Origin of the sequence: Agrobacterium sp. 22117 (assembly GCF_052045735.1) — a bacterium.
GTDB classification, from domain to species: Bacteria; Pseudomonadota; Alphaproteobacteria; order Rhizobiales; family Rhizobiaceae; genus Agrobacterium; species Agrobacterium cavarae.
In genome coordinates this window covers 1-16,163 of record NZ_JBQEPP010000002.1, presented here as the reverse complement: position 1 = coordinate 16,163, position 16,163 = coordinate 1, and the positions used below count along the sequence as shown (strand labels likewise).

Here is a 16,163-nt window from a genome sequence, read left to right as displayed (position 1 = left end):
TTATTGCGCGCCAAGGGCTTGGCTGAACAAACACTGAGAGACAAACGAGTGGGTCCAGGACCTTAAGCGTTTGCCCGTTTCAAATCTGACGCAAGAGGACCGACCATGCTGAAGTGGGCTCTAATATTTTTCGTGATCTCGATCATCGCCGGCGTTTTCGGCTTTACAGGCATTTCGGCGGCGGCCTCCGGCATTGCCCGGATCCTGTTCTTCATCGCCGTGGTCGTCTTCCTCATCTTCCTGGTGCTGGCAGTGATGGCGGGTCAGGCGATCCTCTAAGGATTACAGAAGCTTGGAATGCAGAAACGGTCGGGCCTCCCCGGCCGTTTTTGTTTGGTCATATCGATGACCTGCTTGGCAACGACGACGGACCACGTCGACGACAGAAGCTTAAGTCCCTCCGCCGTCACCCGCGGGATGACGGGACGTGACTGCGCTGCCGCAGCGCGGGCTGAAAAGCGGCCCTGTCAGGCCGTCCAGCCACCGTCGATCACATGGATCTGACCCGTGGTGAACCCGGCCTCGTCCGACGCCAGATAGGTCACCAGCGCTGCAATCTCTTCCGGCTTGGCGATGCGCCCCATGGGCTGGCGCGCGATGAAGTCGCTGAGCGCCTTTTCGTAATCGCCGGTCGCGCGCAGGCGCTCATGCAGCGATGGGCTATCAACGGTGCCGGGGCAGATGGCATTGCAGCGAACACCCTTGGTAACGAAATCCGATGCGATGGACTTCGTCAGGCCAATGACAGCCGCCTTCGAGGCCGTATAGGCAAACCGGTTCGGCACGCCTTTGACGCTGGAGGCCACTGACGACATGTTGACGATGGCGCCCTTGCCCTTTTCCAACATGCCGGGCAAAAAGGCGCGGCAGGTGCGGTACATGGCCTTGGCGTTGAGATCGAAGGAGAAATCCCAGTCCTTTTCCTCGCAGTCGAGGATGGTGCCGGCATGCACGAAGCCTGCGCAGTTGAAGAGCACATCCGCAGAGCCGATCTCGGCGGCAAAGGCCTGAACGGCAGCGCCATCGAGAACGTTGAGAACGCGGGTCTCGGCATTTTCAAGGGTTGCGAGAGCAGCTTCATTGATGTCTGTGGCGATAACGCGCGCACCAAGCGCGATGAAGCGTTCCGCCGTTGCCCGGCCAATCCCCTGCGCCGCTGCGGTAATGACAACGGTCTGTCCTGAAAAATCCTGGCCCATGATGGCTCTCCTCCGGCGCCTTCGGGCGCAATGTCTCAAATATGCATCGACAATTCATATGTAAACGGTGTATTCACAGACCGTCAAGCCAGCTTGCAATCAATAGAGGCCCGATGACGGAAGACGATAGCGACAGATACCGCGCACCGGCGCTGGACAAGGGGCTGGATATTCTCGAGCTTCTGGCGCGCACCGATGGCGGGCTGACCCAGGTGGAGATCGCCAAGGCGCTCGGCAAGAGCCCCAACGAGTTCTATCGCATGCTGGATCGGCTGGTCCGCCGCGGCTATGTGCAGCGGCAGGATGGCGACCGCTTTACCCTCACTTTGAAAATGTTCGGGCTCGCCCACTTCCACCAGCCCGTGAGACGCCTCGTCTCCTTCGCCGCCCCGATGATGCGGGATTTCTCGGCGAAAGCGCAGCAGGCCTGTCATCTGGCGGTCTATGATCGTGGCTCGGTCGTCGTCATCGCGCAGCAGGACTCTTCCACCTATTGGGCGCTCTCCATTCGCGTCGGCGCGCAGATGAGCCTGTTCAATACCGGCTCCGGCCACGTTCTTCTGGCCTTTCAGAACGAGACACAGCGAGAGTTGATGATTGCCGAACAACTGCGCGGTGAGGAAAAAGAACTGCCTGCAAACCTGCGCGAACGGCTGCAACAGGTGAAGGCCCAGGGCTATGAGAGCATGAACAGCCTGCAGACCGCAGGCGTGCGCAACATTTCCGCCCCGATCCTGACCCTCGACGGCACGGCGCTTGCCGTCGTCACCTGTCCCTTCATCGGCTCGCTCAACGAAGCGGCGCCAAAAGAAGATGACTGTCTGGAGCTGATCCGCGAGACGGCTAAGGCGATCTCAGAAGTCGTGGCCGGTCAGTAAGGCGCCTGAACTATCCGTTACGTGAAGGCTGGACTCACATCGTCTTGACGCACGGCAACCACTCGCACGCGACAGTACATCTTTGCCTATAGAGCACCTGATCGGCACGCGAGATGAGATCGAGAACATGCTCGCCCCGCCACTCGACGGCTCCAATGCTGACCGTCACAACCCGTTGCGGCAAGTGCAGTGCTGGCTCGCCCAGCTGTCACAGCAGCCCACGCCAAACACGCAAAGAAAAAGCGCGACTGCCAGGGGGAACAGCCGCGCTTCAAGACTGGAGATCTTATGATAATAAAACGACCGGACGCGAAATCGGTTCCCGGTCGTTTTTCGTCAGGCGGCAGCAAGTTCCTTTCTGACGATCTCGCGCAGCGACACCAGATCCTTGGCAAACAGGCGGATGCCTTCGGACAGCTTTTCCGTCGCCATGGCGTCTTCGTTGAGCTGCCAGCGGAAGGACTTTTCGTCCAGCGACTGAAGCGGCTCTGCCTTGGCGTGATCAGGAGACAGCTTGCGCTCCAGCGTGCCGGTGTCCTTGTCCAGCTCTTCCAGAAGTGCGGGGCTGATCGTCAGGCGGTCGCAACCGGCCAGCGCTTCGATTTCGCCGACATTACGGAAGGACGCGCCCATGACGACGGTCGAGATGCCGTTGGCCTTGTAGTAATTGTAGATCTGGCGCACCGAAAGCACACCCGGATCGGTCTCGGCGGTGTAGGTCTCACCGGTCGACTTCTTGTACCAGTCGAGAATACGACCGACGAAGGGCGAGATGAGGAAAGCCTTCGCTTCGGCGCAGGCAATCGCCTGGGCCTGCGAGAAGAGAAGCGTCAGATTGCAGTCGATGCCTTCCGCCTGCAGCACTTCCGCCGCCTTGATGCCTTCCCAGGTGGAGGCCAGCTTGATGAGGATGCGCTCGCGCTCAATGCCGCGCTCCTTGTAGGCGGCAATGATGCTGTGCGCCTTGTCGATCGAAGCCTTCGTATCGAAGGAGAGGTCGGCGTCCACTTCGGTCGAGATGCGACCGGGCACGAGATCGACAAGGGCTGCACCGACGGAGATCGCCAGACGGTCGGCAACCGCGGCAATCACGCCTTCGGAAGCACCGCCCTGCTTGCGACCCCAGGCCACCGCTTCCTTCACCGTATCGGCAAAGGCAGGCGTGCCGAGCGCCTTCAGGACGATGGAAGGGTTGGTGGTGCAATCCACCGGCTTCAGACGGGCCACCGCCTCGATGTCACCGGTATCGGCAACCACGGTGGTGATGGCGCGAAGTTGATCAAGCTTGGAAGTCATGCCGTGTAATCCTTGTGAATGTCTCGGAAACCATCGCTATCGAATTTCGTTCCGCACGGGTGAGCGTACAGACGGCGACAAGGGAACTGTGTTCGCGGGGAGTATCGCGCAGCTTACGGGAGGAAGTCAAGACATTTGCCCATCGCAATTGACATAAGTTTCATGTCTGCAATACTGCCGGATCAAGCCAATGCGCTGCCTAACGTCGGGGTGATGGAACGAATTTGGATGCAAACATGATAGCCAAACGACTTTACATGATCTTTGCAGCCATGGCCTCAGCCGCTTTTGTCTTCCAGACAGCGCAGGCGGAGACGCAAAAGGCCGTCAGCCCGTCCGAGTTTCAGCGCGCAGTGGAGGCATGTTTCACCCCGCCGCCGGGGGCAACCGGTGCGGTGGTTATTGCCGCGACATTTGAAGCTGACGGCTCGCTCGATAAAACGCCCGTCATCATTGAAAAGGGCAGTGGGGCGATCGATCAGGCCTTCGCCAATGCGGCGATGAGAGCAGTCCTGCGCTGCCAACCGCAACTGGCCGCCATGGGTATCCAAGGTGAAGTCAGGTTCAATTTTGCGCCAGTGCCATCGCAAGCGGTGGATGGCGTTTCACCGAACGCACCGTCAGAAAAGCGATTGCAGGAGATGCAGGACGCCGCACAACGCCTGCAGGCTTTCGCCGACCGCAATCGCCACTCCCGGGAGGCCATGAAGCCCACAAATCCAGCAGTTTCGAAAATCCTCGATACACTTTGCAATCCAGGTGAAGCGGAAAAGCTGGATGAACTCTCCCCCCATGAGTACAAGACGGTGGTGGGCTACACACGCGCGCTCATCGTCGTCATGAATATCTACGAAGATCCTGCCACGGCGAGATCGCAGAAGACAATCACCGACAATATGAGGGAGCTTGGCGCCTGTCTGGACGCCACACTCTGGTCCAGTCGTGCAGCGGTCACAATCACCAAGAAAATGTTTTCAGAAATGCCCGAGCTCTCGAGCAATCGAAAGGCGGCGGCAGGTCGTGATCAGGTCTATTCGAACATTGGCCTGGTCATTGTGGGCAGCCTGGAGGCGCTGGCCTTGGACGGCATGGAAGCAAGTTGGTGCGACGCCCGTTTGGCGCCGCTGACCGGGCTTTTCGAAACGGCATATCCCGTCATGCCGGACAAGCAGAAGGTAACTCTCCGCTTGGCAATGCGTCAGGCGGAAAAATGCAGCGATCAAACGCGCCTTTCCCTAAAGTCTCTCCTTCAACCCCGGCACCCTTGAGCGACAGGCTCCTCTTTCAAGCATACTCAGACCAGGATACGGCAAAAGACAGTGGCAAAACTGCGTAGAGAAACCCATACGGCCTTTTCCGAAGCGCCCTCTCTGAGGCTTCGCGCCGCGTGGCTCTATTACAATCAGGGCATGACGCAGAAGGATGTCGCCGAAAAACTCGGCATCAGCCGCTCCACCGTCATCCGCCTGCTCGATGAGGCGATGAAGCGCTCCGACGTGCAGATCTGGATCAATGAGGGCATCGAGGATTTCGTCGCGCTTTCGATCGATCTGGAAAAGGCCTATGGCCTGGACGAGGCGGTGATCATTCCCACGGGTTCGGATAAGGTAGGAGATATCGCCAAGGGCGTGGGTCTTGCGCTTGGCCAGTTCCTCTCCGAAGTCGTGCCGGACAACGCCACCATCGGTGTCGGCTGGGGCCGCACCATGACCGCTTCGCTCTCCAGCTTCCGCCCGCCGCGGCGCGAAAACTGCAAGGTCGTCTCGCTGCTCGGCGGCATTGTTGCCGTCCACCAGACCAACCCGCTCGATTACACTTGGCGGCTGGCAAGCGCGCTCGGAGCGGAATGCTACATGTTTCTCGCCCCGCTCCTGGTTGATTCCATCGAAACCAAGCGGGCGCTGATCGAAAAATGCGGGCTGAGCACGCTTTATGCGCTTGCCGAAAATCTCGATCTCGCCATCGTCAGCTGCGGCGATATCGGTCCGCACTCCACATCGCTGTCGGAAGGTTTCATTTCCAAACAGACGCTCGATGAGCTGGTCGCGGCGGGCTGCGTCTGCGACACCATGTTCAACTTCATCGATGCCGAAGGCCGCTCCGTCGATCACCCGATCAACAATCACGCCATGTCGATCGATCTCGATACGCTGAAAAAGGCCAAACACATCGTTCTCGCCTCCGGCGGCGCCCACCGCGCCACCGCCATCCGCGCCACCATCAAACGCATCGGCTGCAACACGCTGATCACCGACGAGGCGGCAGCGCGGGCACTGATGGAGTTGAGTTCGGGAGACGCTACAGCATCGGCATGAAAATCGGACTCGATTTTCGGAAAGCACGATGTGTAGATCAAAGGACGCTCCAAAGTGACAGCTTTCTAGCTGATGTCCCGCGGCCATTCCTTTGCGCCATGCTGTACGAAAAGGACCTCGACCCTCTCGTCGCGAACACGATAGGCAACGATGTAACCTGATGTAGGAAGAACCAGCTCTCGCGTATCGTCGATCTCTCCGGGTCGACCGATAAACGGATTGCTTGAGAGCAATGTTTTGGTTTTGCTGTGAATGTCTCGAACAATGCGGGCAGCGGCGCCAGGATTTCGCTCGGCGAGATAATCAGCAATCTCCGAGAGTTCACGAAGATAACGTTTCGTCCAAACCACCTCTATCACGTTCAGGCCTGATCGTATCGGCTCAGAACGGCGGCAATCTCTTCATCAGACGCGAACTCATCACGGTCCGCCTCGGCAAGCCCAGCTTTGACACCCGCAACCCACTGCTCCTGCCATGCAAGAGACCGTCCAAAAGACAGCGCTTCCTCTACGATCTGGCTGCGTGTTAGATTCGTTTGTGCAGAGACCTTTTCGATACGCTTGTCGATATCGTCCGGAAGCTGAATAGTGCTTTTCATCTCTGTCTCGATCGATGTTCTCGTCACCCTGCGTTATCGCACATCCACGACAGCATGGCAAAAGCCGCGATCAAACCCGCCCCGTTTCCCAGCCCAGCATCGCTCGCTTGCGGGTAATGCCCCAGTGATAGCCGGTCAGCGCGCCGCTCTTGCCAAGCGCACGGTGGCAGGGAACGACGAAAGAGATGGGGTTGGCGCCGATCGCCGCCCCCACGGCGCGAGACGCCGTCGGCTGGCCGATATCCTGCGCCACATGCGAATAGGTAACGGCCTTGCCCATCGGGATCTTCAACAGGCTTTGCCAGACGCGCACCTGGAAATCCGTGCCCAGCAGCACGACGCGCAGCGGCTGGTCGCTGTTCCAGCGGCTAGGGTCAAAAATCCGCTCGGCATAGGGTGCTGTCGCGGCGCTGTCTTCCACATAGATGGCGTTCGGCCAGCGCCGCGCCATATCCTCGAAACATTCCGTCTCCTCACCCGCATCGGCAAAGGCGCAGCCGGCCAGCCCACGATCGGTGATCATCACCAGCGCCAGACCGAATGGCGACGGGTGAAAGCCGTAGCGGATCTGCAGTCCGCTGCCCTTCACCTTCCACTCGCCGGGCGACATGGCCTCATGGGTGACGAAGAGATCGTGAAGGCGGCTCGGGCCCGACATGCCGACTTCGATCGCCGTTTCCAGAAGCGGTAGATTTTCCTCGCGCAGAAGGCGTTTGGCGTGATCCAGCGTTACGGCCTGCAAAAAGGCTTTAGGCGACAATCCAGCCCAGCGCGTAAAGGTCTTCTGCAACTGGGTGGGGGACTGGTTCAGCCTGGCGGCAATCTCCTCCAGCGACGGCTGGTCGCGGTAATCCACCGTCAGTATCTCGATCACCTGGCGCACCGTCTCGTAGTCGGCGCCGACGGGCGTGATATCTTCCTTCAGCATGATATTGGCATTCATGGCATGTCTCCTTGGCGATCAGAAGACCACGACCTGACGTCTGCCTCCACCCGTTTCTTGCCAAGACCTATCAGATTTTGAGCTTCACCGTCGCCAGCGCATTGCGAAATGCCGTGGCAAAGCTTTCTCGATCATCCGGGTTGAGGAAGGTGCCGATATCCGTCACTCGGCCTTCGCCTGACACATGCATGGAAAGAATGCCGAATTCCTCGTGACGGCGCACCCGAAACCTCGCCCAGAACGGGTTGAACCGATGTTCAACCACCTCGCCCTTCTGCGAAAATTTACGGATGGAGAGGTTGGTGCGAGACACCACCACCTGCTCCTTGACCTTGGCGGCACGATAGTTTGCACGAAAGGCAATGTAGAGAAGCAGGAAATCGAGCCCCAGAAAGAAGCCGATCGGCCACGCGCCGGTGACGAGGAAGAAGCCGCCATAGAGGACTGCGACGAGCGCGCAGATCAAGAGCAGGACACGAAACCCCTTGCGCCCCAGCGAGCGATAGGGAATGAGTTCGGCAGAAAAAACCGGCTGATCGTTGAGCATTTCCATCTGCCTTCCTCGATACGGCTGATCAACGCGCATGTAGATCCGTTATGACAATCGACAAGAAACGATCCAGCACCCAAACAGCAAAAAAGTCAATTTCGACGGCGAAGCCCAGGCAAAAGCGCGTGAAGACCGCCTACTCGCAAGACGAGCTGAACGAGATCTTCCGCCGTTTTTCCATCCAGCGGCCGGAGCCGAAGGGCGAGCTGGAACATTCCAATCCTTTCACGCTCGTCGTGGCCGTCGCACTGTCCGCCCAGGCCACCGATGTCGGCGTCAACCGGGCAACGAGAGCGCTGTTTGAAATTGCCGATACGCCACAAAAGATGCTGGCGCTCGGAGAAGAGCGGCTGATCGATTACATCAAGACCATTGGGCTTTATCGCAACAAGGCCAAGAACGTCATCGCGCTGTCGCAGATGCTGATCGACAATTTTGGTGGCGAGGTGCCAAAAACCCGCCAAGAGCTGATGATGCTGCCCGGTGTGGGCCGCAAGACCGCCAACGTGGTCATGTCCATGGCGTTCGGCATCCCGACGCTGGCCGTCGACACCCATGTCTTTCGCATCGCCAACCGCATCCTGTTGGCACCGGGCAAGACCCCGGACCAGGTGGAAGACCGGCTGGTCAGGATCATTCCCGAACCCTATCTCTTCCACGCTCACCACTGGCTGATCCTGCATGGGCGCTATTGCTGCAAGGCCCGCAAGCCGGAATGCGAACGCTGTATCATTGCCGACATCTGCAAGTCGCCGGAAAAGACCTGGGACATTCCTGCCCCGTTGGTCGAGCTACCGCCCCAGGTGGTTGGTGCCTGAGCGGGGAGCGGTCGATTGCAGCACGAAGGATGGGTCTTTCCGGCTGATCGACTTGTGCAGATGCACCATGAAGGATGCGGCAAAGAGCGGCGTCAGCAGGTTGAGGAAGGGCACCGCCAGAAACGCTGCGATCACCAGGCCCGCCATGAACACGGTCGATGCGTGTTTCGAGCGAAAGGCCCGCGCCTCCTCTGGCGTGCGGAAGCGCATGGCCGCAAATTCGAAGAACTCCCGCCCCAAAAGATAACCATTGACCATGAAGAAGGCGATGAGGTTTACGCCCGGCACCAGAAGCAGGAGAAGTGCGATGGCATTGCCAAGAATGACCACGCCGAAAAACTTGATCGAAGACAACACCGCTTCACCAAGCGGCATGGCGCGGCCGGCAGGCTCCCCGGCATAATCCTGTTTCTCGATCACCTCCGCCACATCGTCGAGAAACAGGCCGGCAATCACCGCCGTGACCGGTGATATCAAGAGTGCCAGCGCCAGCGCTAACCCGATGCCGGCAAGAATGGCCAGAACAACGCTCATCCAACCGGCCCAATCCGGCATGCCGGGCACAAGCGAATCGAGCCATGGCAAAGCAAGCCAGATGAACAGGCTGCGGATCGCGAACCACAGACCGATCAAAACAAGAATGGTAAGACCGAGAACCTTCCAGAAGACGGAACGCGTCTGCGAAGCAAACAGGTTCTCAAAGGCGCGTTTTGCTGCATCAAGAATCAAACCACCATTCCTCTTCTGAACGTTACCTGCGGTGCACAGATAAGGCGGCTGTATTTCTTCCACAAGAACGCCGTCGATCGGGCCTTTCGCAAATGGTGGTGAGCTATCATCTTTTGCTTGAATAGCAGCCATGCCTAAACTATGAAAAACAACGGGGAAGAAATAGTATTCTGCCCTCGAAGCGGGTACAGTGTGTCGCGAAGCACGTGCGACCACCAGCCACCTGCCAAGCTCTGTATCGTCGTCCGATAGAAACGTAACGAGGCGTTATTGGAAAAGCTACTGATCGATCTGTCCCGGTTGATGAAGTCCGGCACGCCGGCGGAGCGGCGCATCGCGAAATATCTCATGGAGCATATGAACGAGCTTCCCTTCGAGACGGCTGCGACGCTGGCAGAAAAGCTGGGTTTGAGCCCGATGACGGTTGGCCGGTTTCTTCGATCTCTCGGCTACCGGCAGCTGAGCGACATTCGCGAACATCTGCGGGAGCGCGTCACCGCATCACCGGCCGTTCAAGCCGAGAGCCAGGAGCCACGGCAGACCCCGCTTTCGGGTCTGATGATGCAACAGATCCAGGCCGTACAGGCCGTTTACGATCTCGCCGGTCAGTCCGTGTGGAAGACCGCACTCGATGCCATTCAGGACAGCCGGAACGTCTTTATCGCCTCATCGGCGGAAAGCTTCGGCCTGTGCCGCTACTTCTATATGAAGCTGCTCGAATGTCGCGAGCGGGTCCACTATCTGCAAAGCGACGGCTCGACCTATATCGAACTGATGGATGAAGAGCCGGACAGCACGCTCCTGATCCTGATCGACTGCGGCGGCAATCTCCCCGCCCTTCAGCGCCTTGCCAAGATGGCAAAACGCGGCGGATACAAAACGGTCCTCATCACCACCCGCTTCTATGAGTGGGGTCCAGAAAGCGCCGACATCTGCCTGACAATCCCGCTGAACCAGAACGGCAGTGACAGCATGCTCCAGCTCGTCGCCATGACCGAGTTCATGCTCCAGTCCCTCTCATACAATGACGGCTCGAACCGCAGACAACGCGTCAAACGCATCGGCGATTTGCAGCGAGCCCTCCATCACGGGTGATGGCGCTGGCGTGAAAAGGCCTATTGTCGTTGGTTGAACCTGCCAATCAGCCCCTGATCGGGATGGATCAGGCGAGAGTGGAGCCTGTTCGTCAAACTCCTGTTGGTTTTTTGACAAAGGCATGCGACGAAACTTGGAGCGAAAGCGCAGGAAGCGTAGCTGAAAGAGTGCGACCAGCTTGAACGGTCGCAGTCTCGGTCCGCTCAGCCACCTTCCGCCGCACACCCCTTCAATCGGAGCCTTTGAGAATGCTCGTCGTCGCCCTCTTATCCTTTGTCGGCATAACGATGGACGATACCCGAACCGCGCGCGTGACGGAGCCCGCTCCACTCCAGCAGATCGTGGCAAAGGCGGGCCGAATTCCGGTCCGAAATTTTGACGCCACTCGCTGCAAGGCGCTTGCGGATCTATCGCAAAAAGCAGCCCCCACCTTCACCCAGATGCCCAACGGGGATTGGGAATGTAACTCCTTGCTGGAATTTCCAGAGACGGGACGCACCCCTTCGCTCTTCATCCAGATCCGCGGCAACAAGGATGGTCGGTGGACCTATTTTCGACTGAAGCTCAACTTCGGTTCTCCCCTCTCCCGCCAAATCCTGAGCGAGAGGGCCTTGTCCGTCATCCATATGCTGACCGGCGACCGGACCCCGATGAAGGACCTCACCGCAAAACTCGCGGCCGGACAGGAATTCGAGTCCGCCCTTGCCGGTGCCAAGGTGAGATACAAGCAGGAAGGCATGGACAAATCCCGCTTCAACCTCTTCGGCACCAATTCGCCGGGCTTCTCTAAGGGTATTGCTGAATAACGTGCTGCAGGAGGGCATATGACAATATCGGCAAATCAGCCGATAGGATGGATAAGGTCCTGGAGGTAAGAACGACCGCTCGGGGGCCAAACCGTACAAGTTCGCCCAGGCAGGGGTATGTCTCAGCAACGTGGCTCATTCAAATCCAAGAGTCGCCCTTCGGCCGCTGATCGGGAACGCCCCTCGATCTCGGATGTCTCATCTCAGTCGCGCATCCTTTGGGAATTGGATACATAAGGTTACCAGCAGGCTGACGTTCAGCAAATGACCTGAACAGTCTCCCCCGCCACGGGAACTATTGGTGCGCAACCACATTAACCGCCGATGAAACTCAGATCATTCCTCCCCCTCATCGCCAGTGGCTTCCTTGCTGCCTGCAGCACAGTCGGCCCGGTCGGCAACACATCAGTTCCTCAACCGACGAAAACCGTTCAACTAAACCGATATCTCGGCAACTGGTTCGAACTCGCCCGCTATGAGAACTCTTTCGAAACCGATTGCGAGGGCGTAACCGCTCAGTATTCCCTGCGGGACGATGGAATGATCAAGGTCATCAACACCTGCCGCAAAGACAGCCCTGATGGCGCCAAGAAGGCGGTAGAAGGCCGTGCCAAGATCGTCCCCAACAGCGGCAACGCCAAACTGAAAGTCTCTTTCTTCGGTCCGTTCTATGGCGACTACTGGGTCCTCGATCACGCCGCCGACTACTCCTGGTCGATTGTGGGTGAACCTTCAGGCCGATACTTATGGATTTTGACCCGCACGGCAAAGCCTTCGGAACAGACTCGGAAGATGTTGGCGAACAGAGCACGATCGTTAGGCTATGATGTTGGGCGACTGCGCTGGACGCGTCATTAACGTCGGTAGAACTTAGCAATCAAGCTATACGCGCGCCATGCCGACGACGTGCTGGTGACTGAGAGTGACTCCCCCGCTTCCGCAGCGATAGGCGTCCAAGCCATGCTGCATATTCGGGCGCAAGCGCCAAGCATCCAATGAGGGCGAACCCCAATCCTCATTCATCGCTTTCAGCAACGCGATCTTAAGCGATGTCATGGACCGGCAGCACATTCGCAACTAATCTAAAGGACTCAGGCAAATTTTGCCCTTGGGTTCGGTTGAATAAGCGGACATACAATCGGCACTAGAACTTCACGGATTAACGATGCGCGCTCAACTAAAAAGCTTGATGACCTCAGATATCGATCCGCAAACCTATTGGCCGGACGAAGAAGACGACTTCGGCTACTACGTCCAGGCGACTATAGGACCTGAAGGTGAGGATGCTGGCGACGTGTTTGGGTTTCAGGTTTGTACGCCAAAATGGATTTCTAGAGAACTATTAACGGACGGATCGATTTTTGCTCGTCACATGCTGATCGTCGCCGAATACGATTATCAGGCGGTTTCCAAGCTTATTTCAGCTTTATGTGAAAGAACTATGGGGACGGACTGGCAGGATATTGCTCTCAAGCTCGGGCGATACGGTTACTGGGAGTTTGAAGACTACCGGGCGAATTGAAGGTTACCTGTGTCACCGACCTGGCTACCAGAACGCGATGCGATCTACGTGTTTGGCGCAGTTACGGACCCGGCCGTTCATGAGCCCAGACGCACCAGAATGCGGGCCGTGAGAACTATAATAATTGCACAAGCTTTAAAGCGCTCACGAGGCATAACTCAACAAGCATCGCATTGATGGGTCCGATCGACACGATGCGATCGATCTCACTCTGCAAACTCTGTGAAGCAAGCATTTCTGCTCTAGAAACGACAAAACCCCGCGGCTTTGAGCCGCGGGGTTTTTGATGATCGTCGTATGTTTGGTTGCGGGGGCAGGATTTGAACCTGCGGCCTTCAGGTTATGAGCCTGACGAGCTACCGGGCTGCTCCACCCCGCGTTAATTATGAGCGACCGCAGCGCAAAGGCCCGGTTGTTTTGTTTTGCCGGTCCTCGAAGGCTTTTGCCTTCTGCGGGTCGGCGTGGGCTGCTCCACCCCGCGTTATTGCTTTAGAACTGCAAAAGGCCGCTTTGAGTGCGGCCTTTGGTATCGGCCTTGGCCGTTATGTTTGTGAATGAGAAGATTAGTTGCGTTTAGCAGACCTGGCAGCGACCTACTCTCCCGCGTCTTAAGACGGAGTACCATTGGCGCTGGGGCGTTTCACGGCCGTGTTCGGAATGGGAACGGGTGCAGCCGCCCCGCGATAACCACCAGGTCGGCGAAACGCAACTGGCACATGCTTTTGCATGTGCTGTTGTATCGAGAAGCTGGAGAGCTTTTGGCTCTATTTGATATGAACACGTGATGCGATCGAGTTTTATTCGATGAGCATGAACAATGGGAACGAAGAAGTCGCTCGAGCTATTAGTAACGGTAAGCTTCATGCATTACTGCACTTCCACACCCGTCCTATCGACGTGGTCGTCTTCCACGGCTCTGATAGGGAACACTCGTTTTCAGGTTGGTTTCCCGCTTAGATGCCTTCAGCGGTTATCCATTCCGTATATAGCTACTCTGCTATGCCCTTGGCAGGACAACAGATCCACCAGAGATACGTCCATCCCGGTCCTCTCGTACTAGGGACAGATCCTGTCAATATTCCTACACCCACGGCAGATAGGGACCGAACTGTCTCACGACGTTCTGAACCCAACTCACGTACCGCTTTAAATGGCGAACAGCCATACCCTTGGGACCTGCTCCAGCCCCAGGATGCGATGAGTCGACATCGAGGTGCCAAACAACCCCGTCGATATGGACTCTTGGGGGTCATCAGCCTGTTATCCCCGGCGTACCTTTTATCCGTTGAGCGATGGCCCTTCCACACGGGACCACCGGATCACTATGACCGACTTTCGTCTCTGCTCGACTTGTCAGTCTCGCAGTCAGGCTAGCTTATGCCATTGCACTCGACGACCGATTTCCGACCGGTCTGAGCTAACCATCGCGCGCCTCCGTTACTCTTTCGGAGGCGACCGCCCCAGTCAAACTACCCACCATACACTGTCCCGGATCCGGATAACGGACCGCGGTTAGACATCCACGAAGATAAGGGTGGTATTTCAAGGATGGCTCCACAGGAACTGGCGTCCCTGCTTCAAAGCCTACCACCTATCCTACACATGCCTTGGCGAATGCCAGTGTAAAGCTATAGTAAAGGTGCACGGGGTCTTTCCGTCTGACCGCAGGAACCCCGCATCTTCACGGGGAATTCAATTTCACTGAGTCTATGTTGGAGACAGCGGGGAAGTCGTTACGCCATTCGTGCAGGTCGGAACTTACCCGACAAGGAATTTCGCTACCTTAGGACCGTTATAGTTACGGCCGCCGTTTACTGGGGCTTCAGTTCAAAGCTTGCACCTCTCCCTTTAACCTTCCAGCACCGGGCAGGCGTCAGACCCTATACGTCGTATTGCTACTTCGCAGAGCCCTGTGTTTTTGATAAACAGTCGCTACCCCCTGGTCTGTGCCACCCCATCACACTTGCGTGCAAAAGGGTCACGCTTCTTCCGAAGTTACGCGTGCAATTTGCCGAGTTCCTTCAACATAGTTCTCTCAAGCGCCTTGGTATACTCTACCTGACCACCTGTGTCGGTTTCGGGTACGGTCTATACGGTGGAGCTATTTCCTGGAACCTCTTCGCCGCCCAACCAATCCAATAAGGTTGAACAACACACAAGATCCGTCACTACCACCAGGCCCACGAATATTAACGTGGTTCCCATCGACTACGCGTGTCCGCCTCGTCTTAGGGGCCGGCTAACCCTGCTCAGATTAACTTTAAGCAGGAACCCTTGGTCTTTCGGCGAGGGAGTCTCTCACTCCCTTTATCGTTACTCATGTCAACATTCGCACTTCCGATATCTCCAGCAGCCCTCACGGGTCCGCCTTCACAGACTTACGGAACGCTCCGCTACCACACAACTTACGTTGTATCCTCAGCTTCGGTGCATGGCTTTAGCCCCGTTACATTTTCGGCGCAAAGACCCTTATTTAGACCAGTGAGCTGTTACGCTTTCTTTAAATGATGGCTGCTTCTAAGCCAACATCCTGGTTGTTTTGGGATCCTCACATCCTTTCCCACTTAGCCATGACTTGGGGACCTTAGCTGGAGGTCAGGGTTGTTGCCCTCTTCACGACGGACGTTAGCACCCGCCGTGTGTCTGCCGACTAGTACTCCTCGGTATTCGGAGTTTGGTTAGGATCAGTAAGACGGTGAGTCCCCATAGCCCATCCAGTGCTCTACCCCCGAGGGTATTCGGTCGACGCTCTACCTAAATAGATTTCGCGGAGAACCAGCTATTTCCGAGTTTGATTGGCCTTTCACCCCTAGCCACAAGTCATCCCGAACTATTGCAACAGTTATGGGTTCGGCCCTCCAGTTGGTGTTACCCAACCTTCAGCCTGCTCATGGCTAGATCACTCGGTTTCGGGTCTAATGCAACGAACTGAACGCCCTATTCAGACTCGCTTTCGCTACGCCTACACCTACCGGCTTAAGCTTGCTCGTTACACTAAGTCGTTGACCCATTATACAAAAGGTACGCCGTCACCCTTGCGGGCTCCGACTGTTTGTAGGCATCCGGTTTCAGGTTCTATTTCACTCCCCTCGTCGGGGTGCTTTTCACCTTTCCCTCACGGTACTTGTTCGCTATCGGTCATGCACGAGTACTTAGGCTTGGAGAGTGGTCTCCCCATGTTCAGACAGGATTTCACGTGTCCCGCCCTACTCAAGGACAATGACTGTTCTACGCGTACGGGGCTATCACCCGCTATGGCCGACCTTTCCAAATCGTTCCGCTTTATTCATCATTGCCACTGGCCTGGTCCGCGTTCGCTCGCCACTACTTACGGAGTCTCGGTTGATGTCCTTTCCTGCAGGTACTTAGATGTTTCAGTTCCCTGCGTTCGCTTCTTACACCCTATGTATTCAG

At 57.0% G+C, this 16,163-nt stretch carries 16 protein-coding genes, 1 tRNA gene and 2 rRNA genes; 9 read left to right on the top strand and 10 right to left on the bottom strand.

The genetic code is table 11. The features are described 5' to 3' along the window. Positions 1–105: 105 nt before the first annotated feature. On the top strand, positions 106–279 hold the full coding sequence (locus ACTJKV_RS04445) for a DUF1328 domain-containing protein (RefSeq protein WP_082447294.1): 174 nt from the start codon (positions 106–108) through the stop codon (positions 277–279). A 188-nt stretch (positions 280–467) separates the two neighbouring features. On the opposite strand, the gene ACTJKV_RS04440 is transcribed toward ACTJKV_RS04445, so the two are convergent. Then, the gene (locus ACTJKV_RS04440) at positions 468–1,199 is read right to left on the bottom strand and encodes an SDR family oxidoreductase (RefSeq protein WP_062439287.1); all 732 of its coding nucleotides are present in this window, start codon (positions 1,197–1,199) and stop codon (positions 468–470) included. A 113-nt stretch (positions 1,200–1,312) separates the two neighbouring features. Here ACTJKV_RS04440 and ACTJKV_RS04435 point away from each other — a divergent pair, with 113 nt between their 5' ends. Then, on the top strand, positions 1,313–2,077 hold the full coding sequence (locus ACTJKV_RS04435; RefSeq protein WP_062424983.1) for an IclR family transcriptional regulator: 765 nt from the start codon (positions 1,313–1,315) through the stop codon (positions 2,075–2,077). Positions 2,078–2,413: 336 nt separating this feature from the next. On the opposite strand, the gene tal is transcribed toward ACTJKV_RS04435, so the two are convergent. Beyond that, positions 2,414–3,373 (bottom strand): transaldolase, encoded by a 960-nt coding sequence (gene tal / locus ACTJKV_RS04430; RefSeq protein ID WP_274102963.1) that lies wholly within the window; start codon positions 3,371–3,373, stop codon positions 2,414–2,416. 236 nt (positions 3,374–3,609) lie between these two features. Here tal and ACTJKV_RS04425 point away from each other — a divergent pair, with 236 nt between their 5' ends. Next, a complete protein-coding gene (locus ACTJKV_RS04425) occupies positions 3,610–4,641 on the top strand; it encodes a hypothetical protein (protein ID WP_274102962.1) in 1,032 nt (343 codons plus the stop codon). Between the two features lie 51 nt (positions 4,642–4,692). Further along, the gene (locus ACTJKV_RS04420) at positions 4,693–5,688 is read left to right on the top strand and encodes a sugar-binding transcriptional regulator (RefSeq protein ID WP_111850495.1); all 996 of its coding nucleotides are present in this window, start codon (positions 4,693–4,695) and stop codon (positions 5,686–5,688) included. 65 nt (positions 5,689–5,753) lie between these two features. Here ACTJKV_RS04420 and ACTJKV_RS04415 read toward each other — a convergent pair whose 3' ends face one another. The 4 genes from ACTJKV_RS04415 to ACTJKV_RS04400 all read right to left on the bottom strand — a co-directional run bounded on the left by ACTJKV_RS04415 (position 5,754) and on the right by ACTJKV_RS04400 (position 7,782). Beyond that, positions 5,754–6,038 (bottom strand): type II toxin-antitoxin system RelE/ParE family toxin, encoded by a 285-nt coding sequence (locus ACTJKV_RS04415; RefSeq protein ID WP_337993155.1) that lies wholly within the window; start codon positions 6,036–6,038, stop codon positions 5,754–5,756. Between the two features lie 11 nt (positions 6,039–6,049). After that, positions 6,050–6,286, bottom strand: coding sequence for a CopG family ribbon-helix-helix protein (locus ACTJKV_RS04410; RefSeq protein ID WP_062598970.1), 237 nt, complete (start codon positions 6,284–6,286; stop codon positions 6,050–6,052). 70 nt (positions 6,287–6,356) lie between these two features. Beyond that, entirely contained in the window at positions 6,357–7,229 is an 873-nt protein-coding gene (locus tag ACTJKV_RS04405) for a bifunctional helix-turn-helix domain-containing protein/methylated-DNA--[protein]-cysteine S-methyltransferase (RefSeq protein WP_274102961.1), read from the bottom strand. Between the two features lie 70 nt (positions 7,230–7,299). Next, positions 7,300–7,782, bottom strand: a complete 483-nt coding sequence (locus ACTJKV_RS04400; protein ID WP_440598488.1) for a DUF2244 domain-containing protein — start codon at positions 7,780–7,782, stop codon at positions 7,300–7,302. A gap of 44 nt (positions 7,783–7,826) precedes the next feature. On the opposite strand from ACTJKV_RS04400, the gene nth reads away from it, so the two are divergent. After that, entirely contained in the window at positions 7,827–8,597 is a 771-nt protein-coding gene (gene nth, locus ACTJKV_RS04395) for an endonuclease III (RefSeq protein WP_440598487.1), read from the top strand. On the opposite strand, the gene ACTJKV_RS04390 is transcribed toward nth, so the two are convergent. Continuing rightward, positions 8,571–9,326: a sulfate transporter family protein gene (locus ACTJKV_RS04390; protein WP_440598486.1), complete on the bottom strand. Its 756-nt coding sequence runs from the start codon at positions 9,324–9,326 to the stop codon at positions 8,571–8,573. The two genes, nth and ACTJKV_RS04390, sit on opposite strands and share 27 nt — an antisense overlap. A gap of 270 nt (positions 9,327–9,596) precedes the next feature. On the opposite strand from ACTJKV_RS04390, the gene ACTJKV_RS04385 reads away from it, so the two are divergent. The 4 genes from ACTJKV_RS04385 (at position 9,597) to ACTJKV_RS04370 (ending at position 12,749) form a co-directional block, all read left to right on the top strand. Next, the gene (locus tag ACTJKV_RS04385) at positions 9,597–10,421 is read left to right on the top strand and encodes a MurR/RpiR family transcriptional regulator (protein ID WP_246666378.1); all 825 of its coding nucleotides are present in this window, start codon (positions 9,597–9,599) and stop codon (positions 10,419–10,421) included. 248 nt (positions 10,422–10,669) lie between these two features. Beyond that, positions 10,670–11,227 carry a DUF6030 family protein gene (locus ACTJKV_RS04380; protein WP_274102957.1) on the top strand — a complete coding sequence of 186 codons (558 nt, stop codon included), beginning with the start codon at positions 10,670–10,672 and terminating at the stop codon, positions 11,225–11,227. A 324-nt stretch (positions 11,228–11,551) separates the two neighbouring features. Next, positions 11,552–12,085 (top strand): lipocalin family protein, encoded by a 534-nt coding sequence (locus tag ACTJKV_RS04375; protein ID WP_274102956.1) that lies wholly within the window; start codon positions 11,552–11,554, stop codon positions 12,083–12,085. Between the two features lie 307 nt (positions 12,086–12,392). Then, positions 12,393–12,749: an immunity 8 family protein gene (locus ACTJKV_RS04370; RefSeq protein WP_274102955.1), complete on the top strand. Its 357-nt coding sequence runs from the start codon at positions 12,393–12,395 to the stop codon at positions 12,747–12,749. 302 nt (positions 12,750–13,051) lie between these two features. On the opposite strand, the gene ACTJKV_RS04365 is transcribed toward ACTJKV_RS04370, so the two are convergent. The 3 genes from ACTJKV_RS04365 to ACTJKV_RS04355 all read right to left on the bottom strand — a co-directional run. After that, a tRNA-Met gene (locus tag ACTJKV_RS04365) sits at positions 13,052–13,128 on the bottom strand. Between the two features lie 201 nt (positions 13,129–13,329). Continuing rightward, positions 13,330–13,444: ribosomal RNA gene (gene rrf / locus ACTJKV_RS04360) — 5S ribosomal RNA — on the bottom strand. A 128-nt stretch (positions 13,445–13,572) separates the two neighbouring features. Next, a 23S ribosomal RNA gene (locus ACTJKV_RS04355) occupies positions 13,573–16,163 on the bottom strand; the annotation flags it as partial.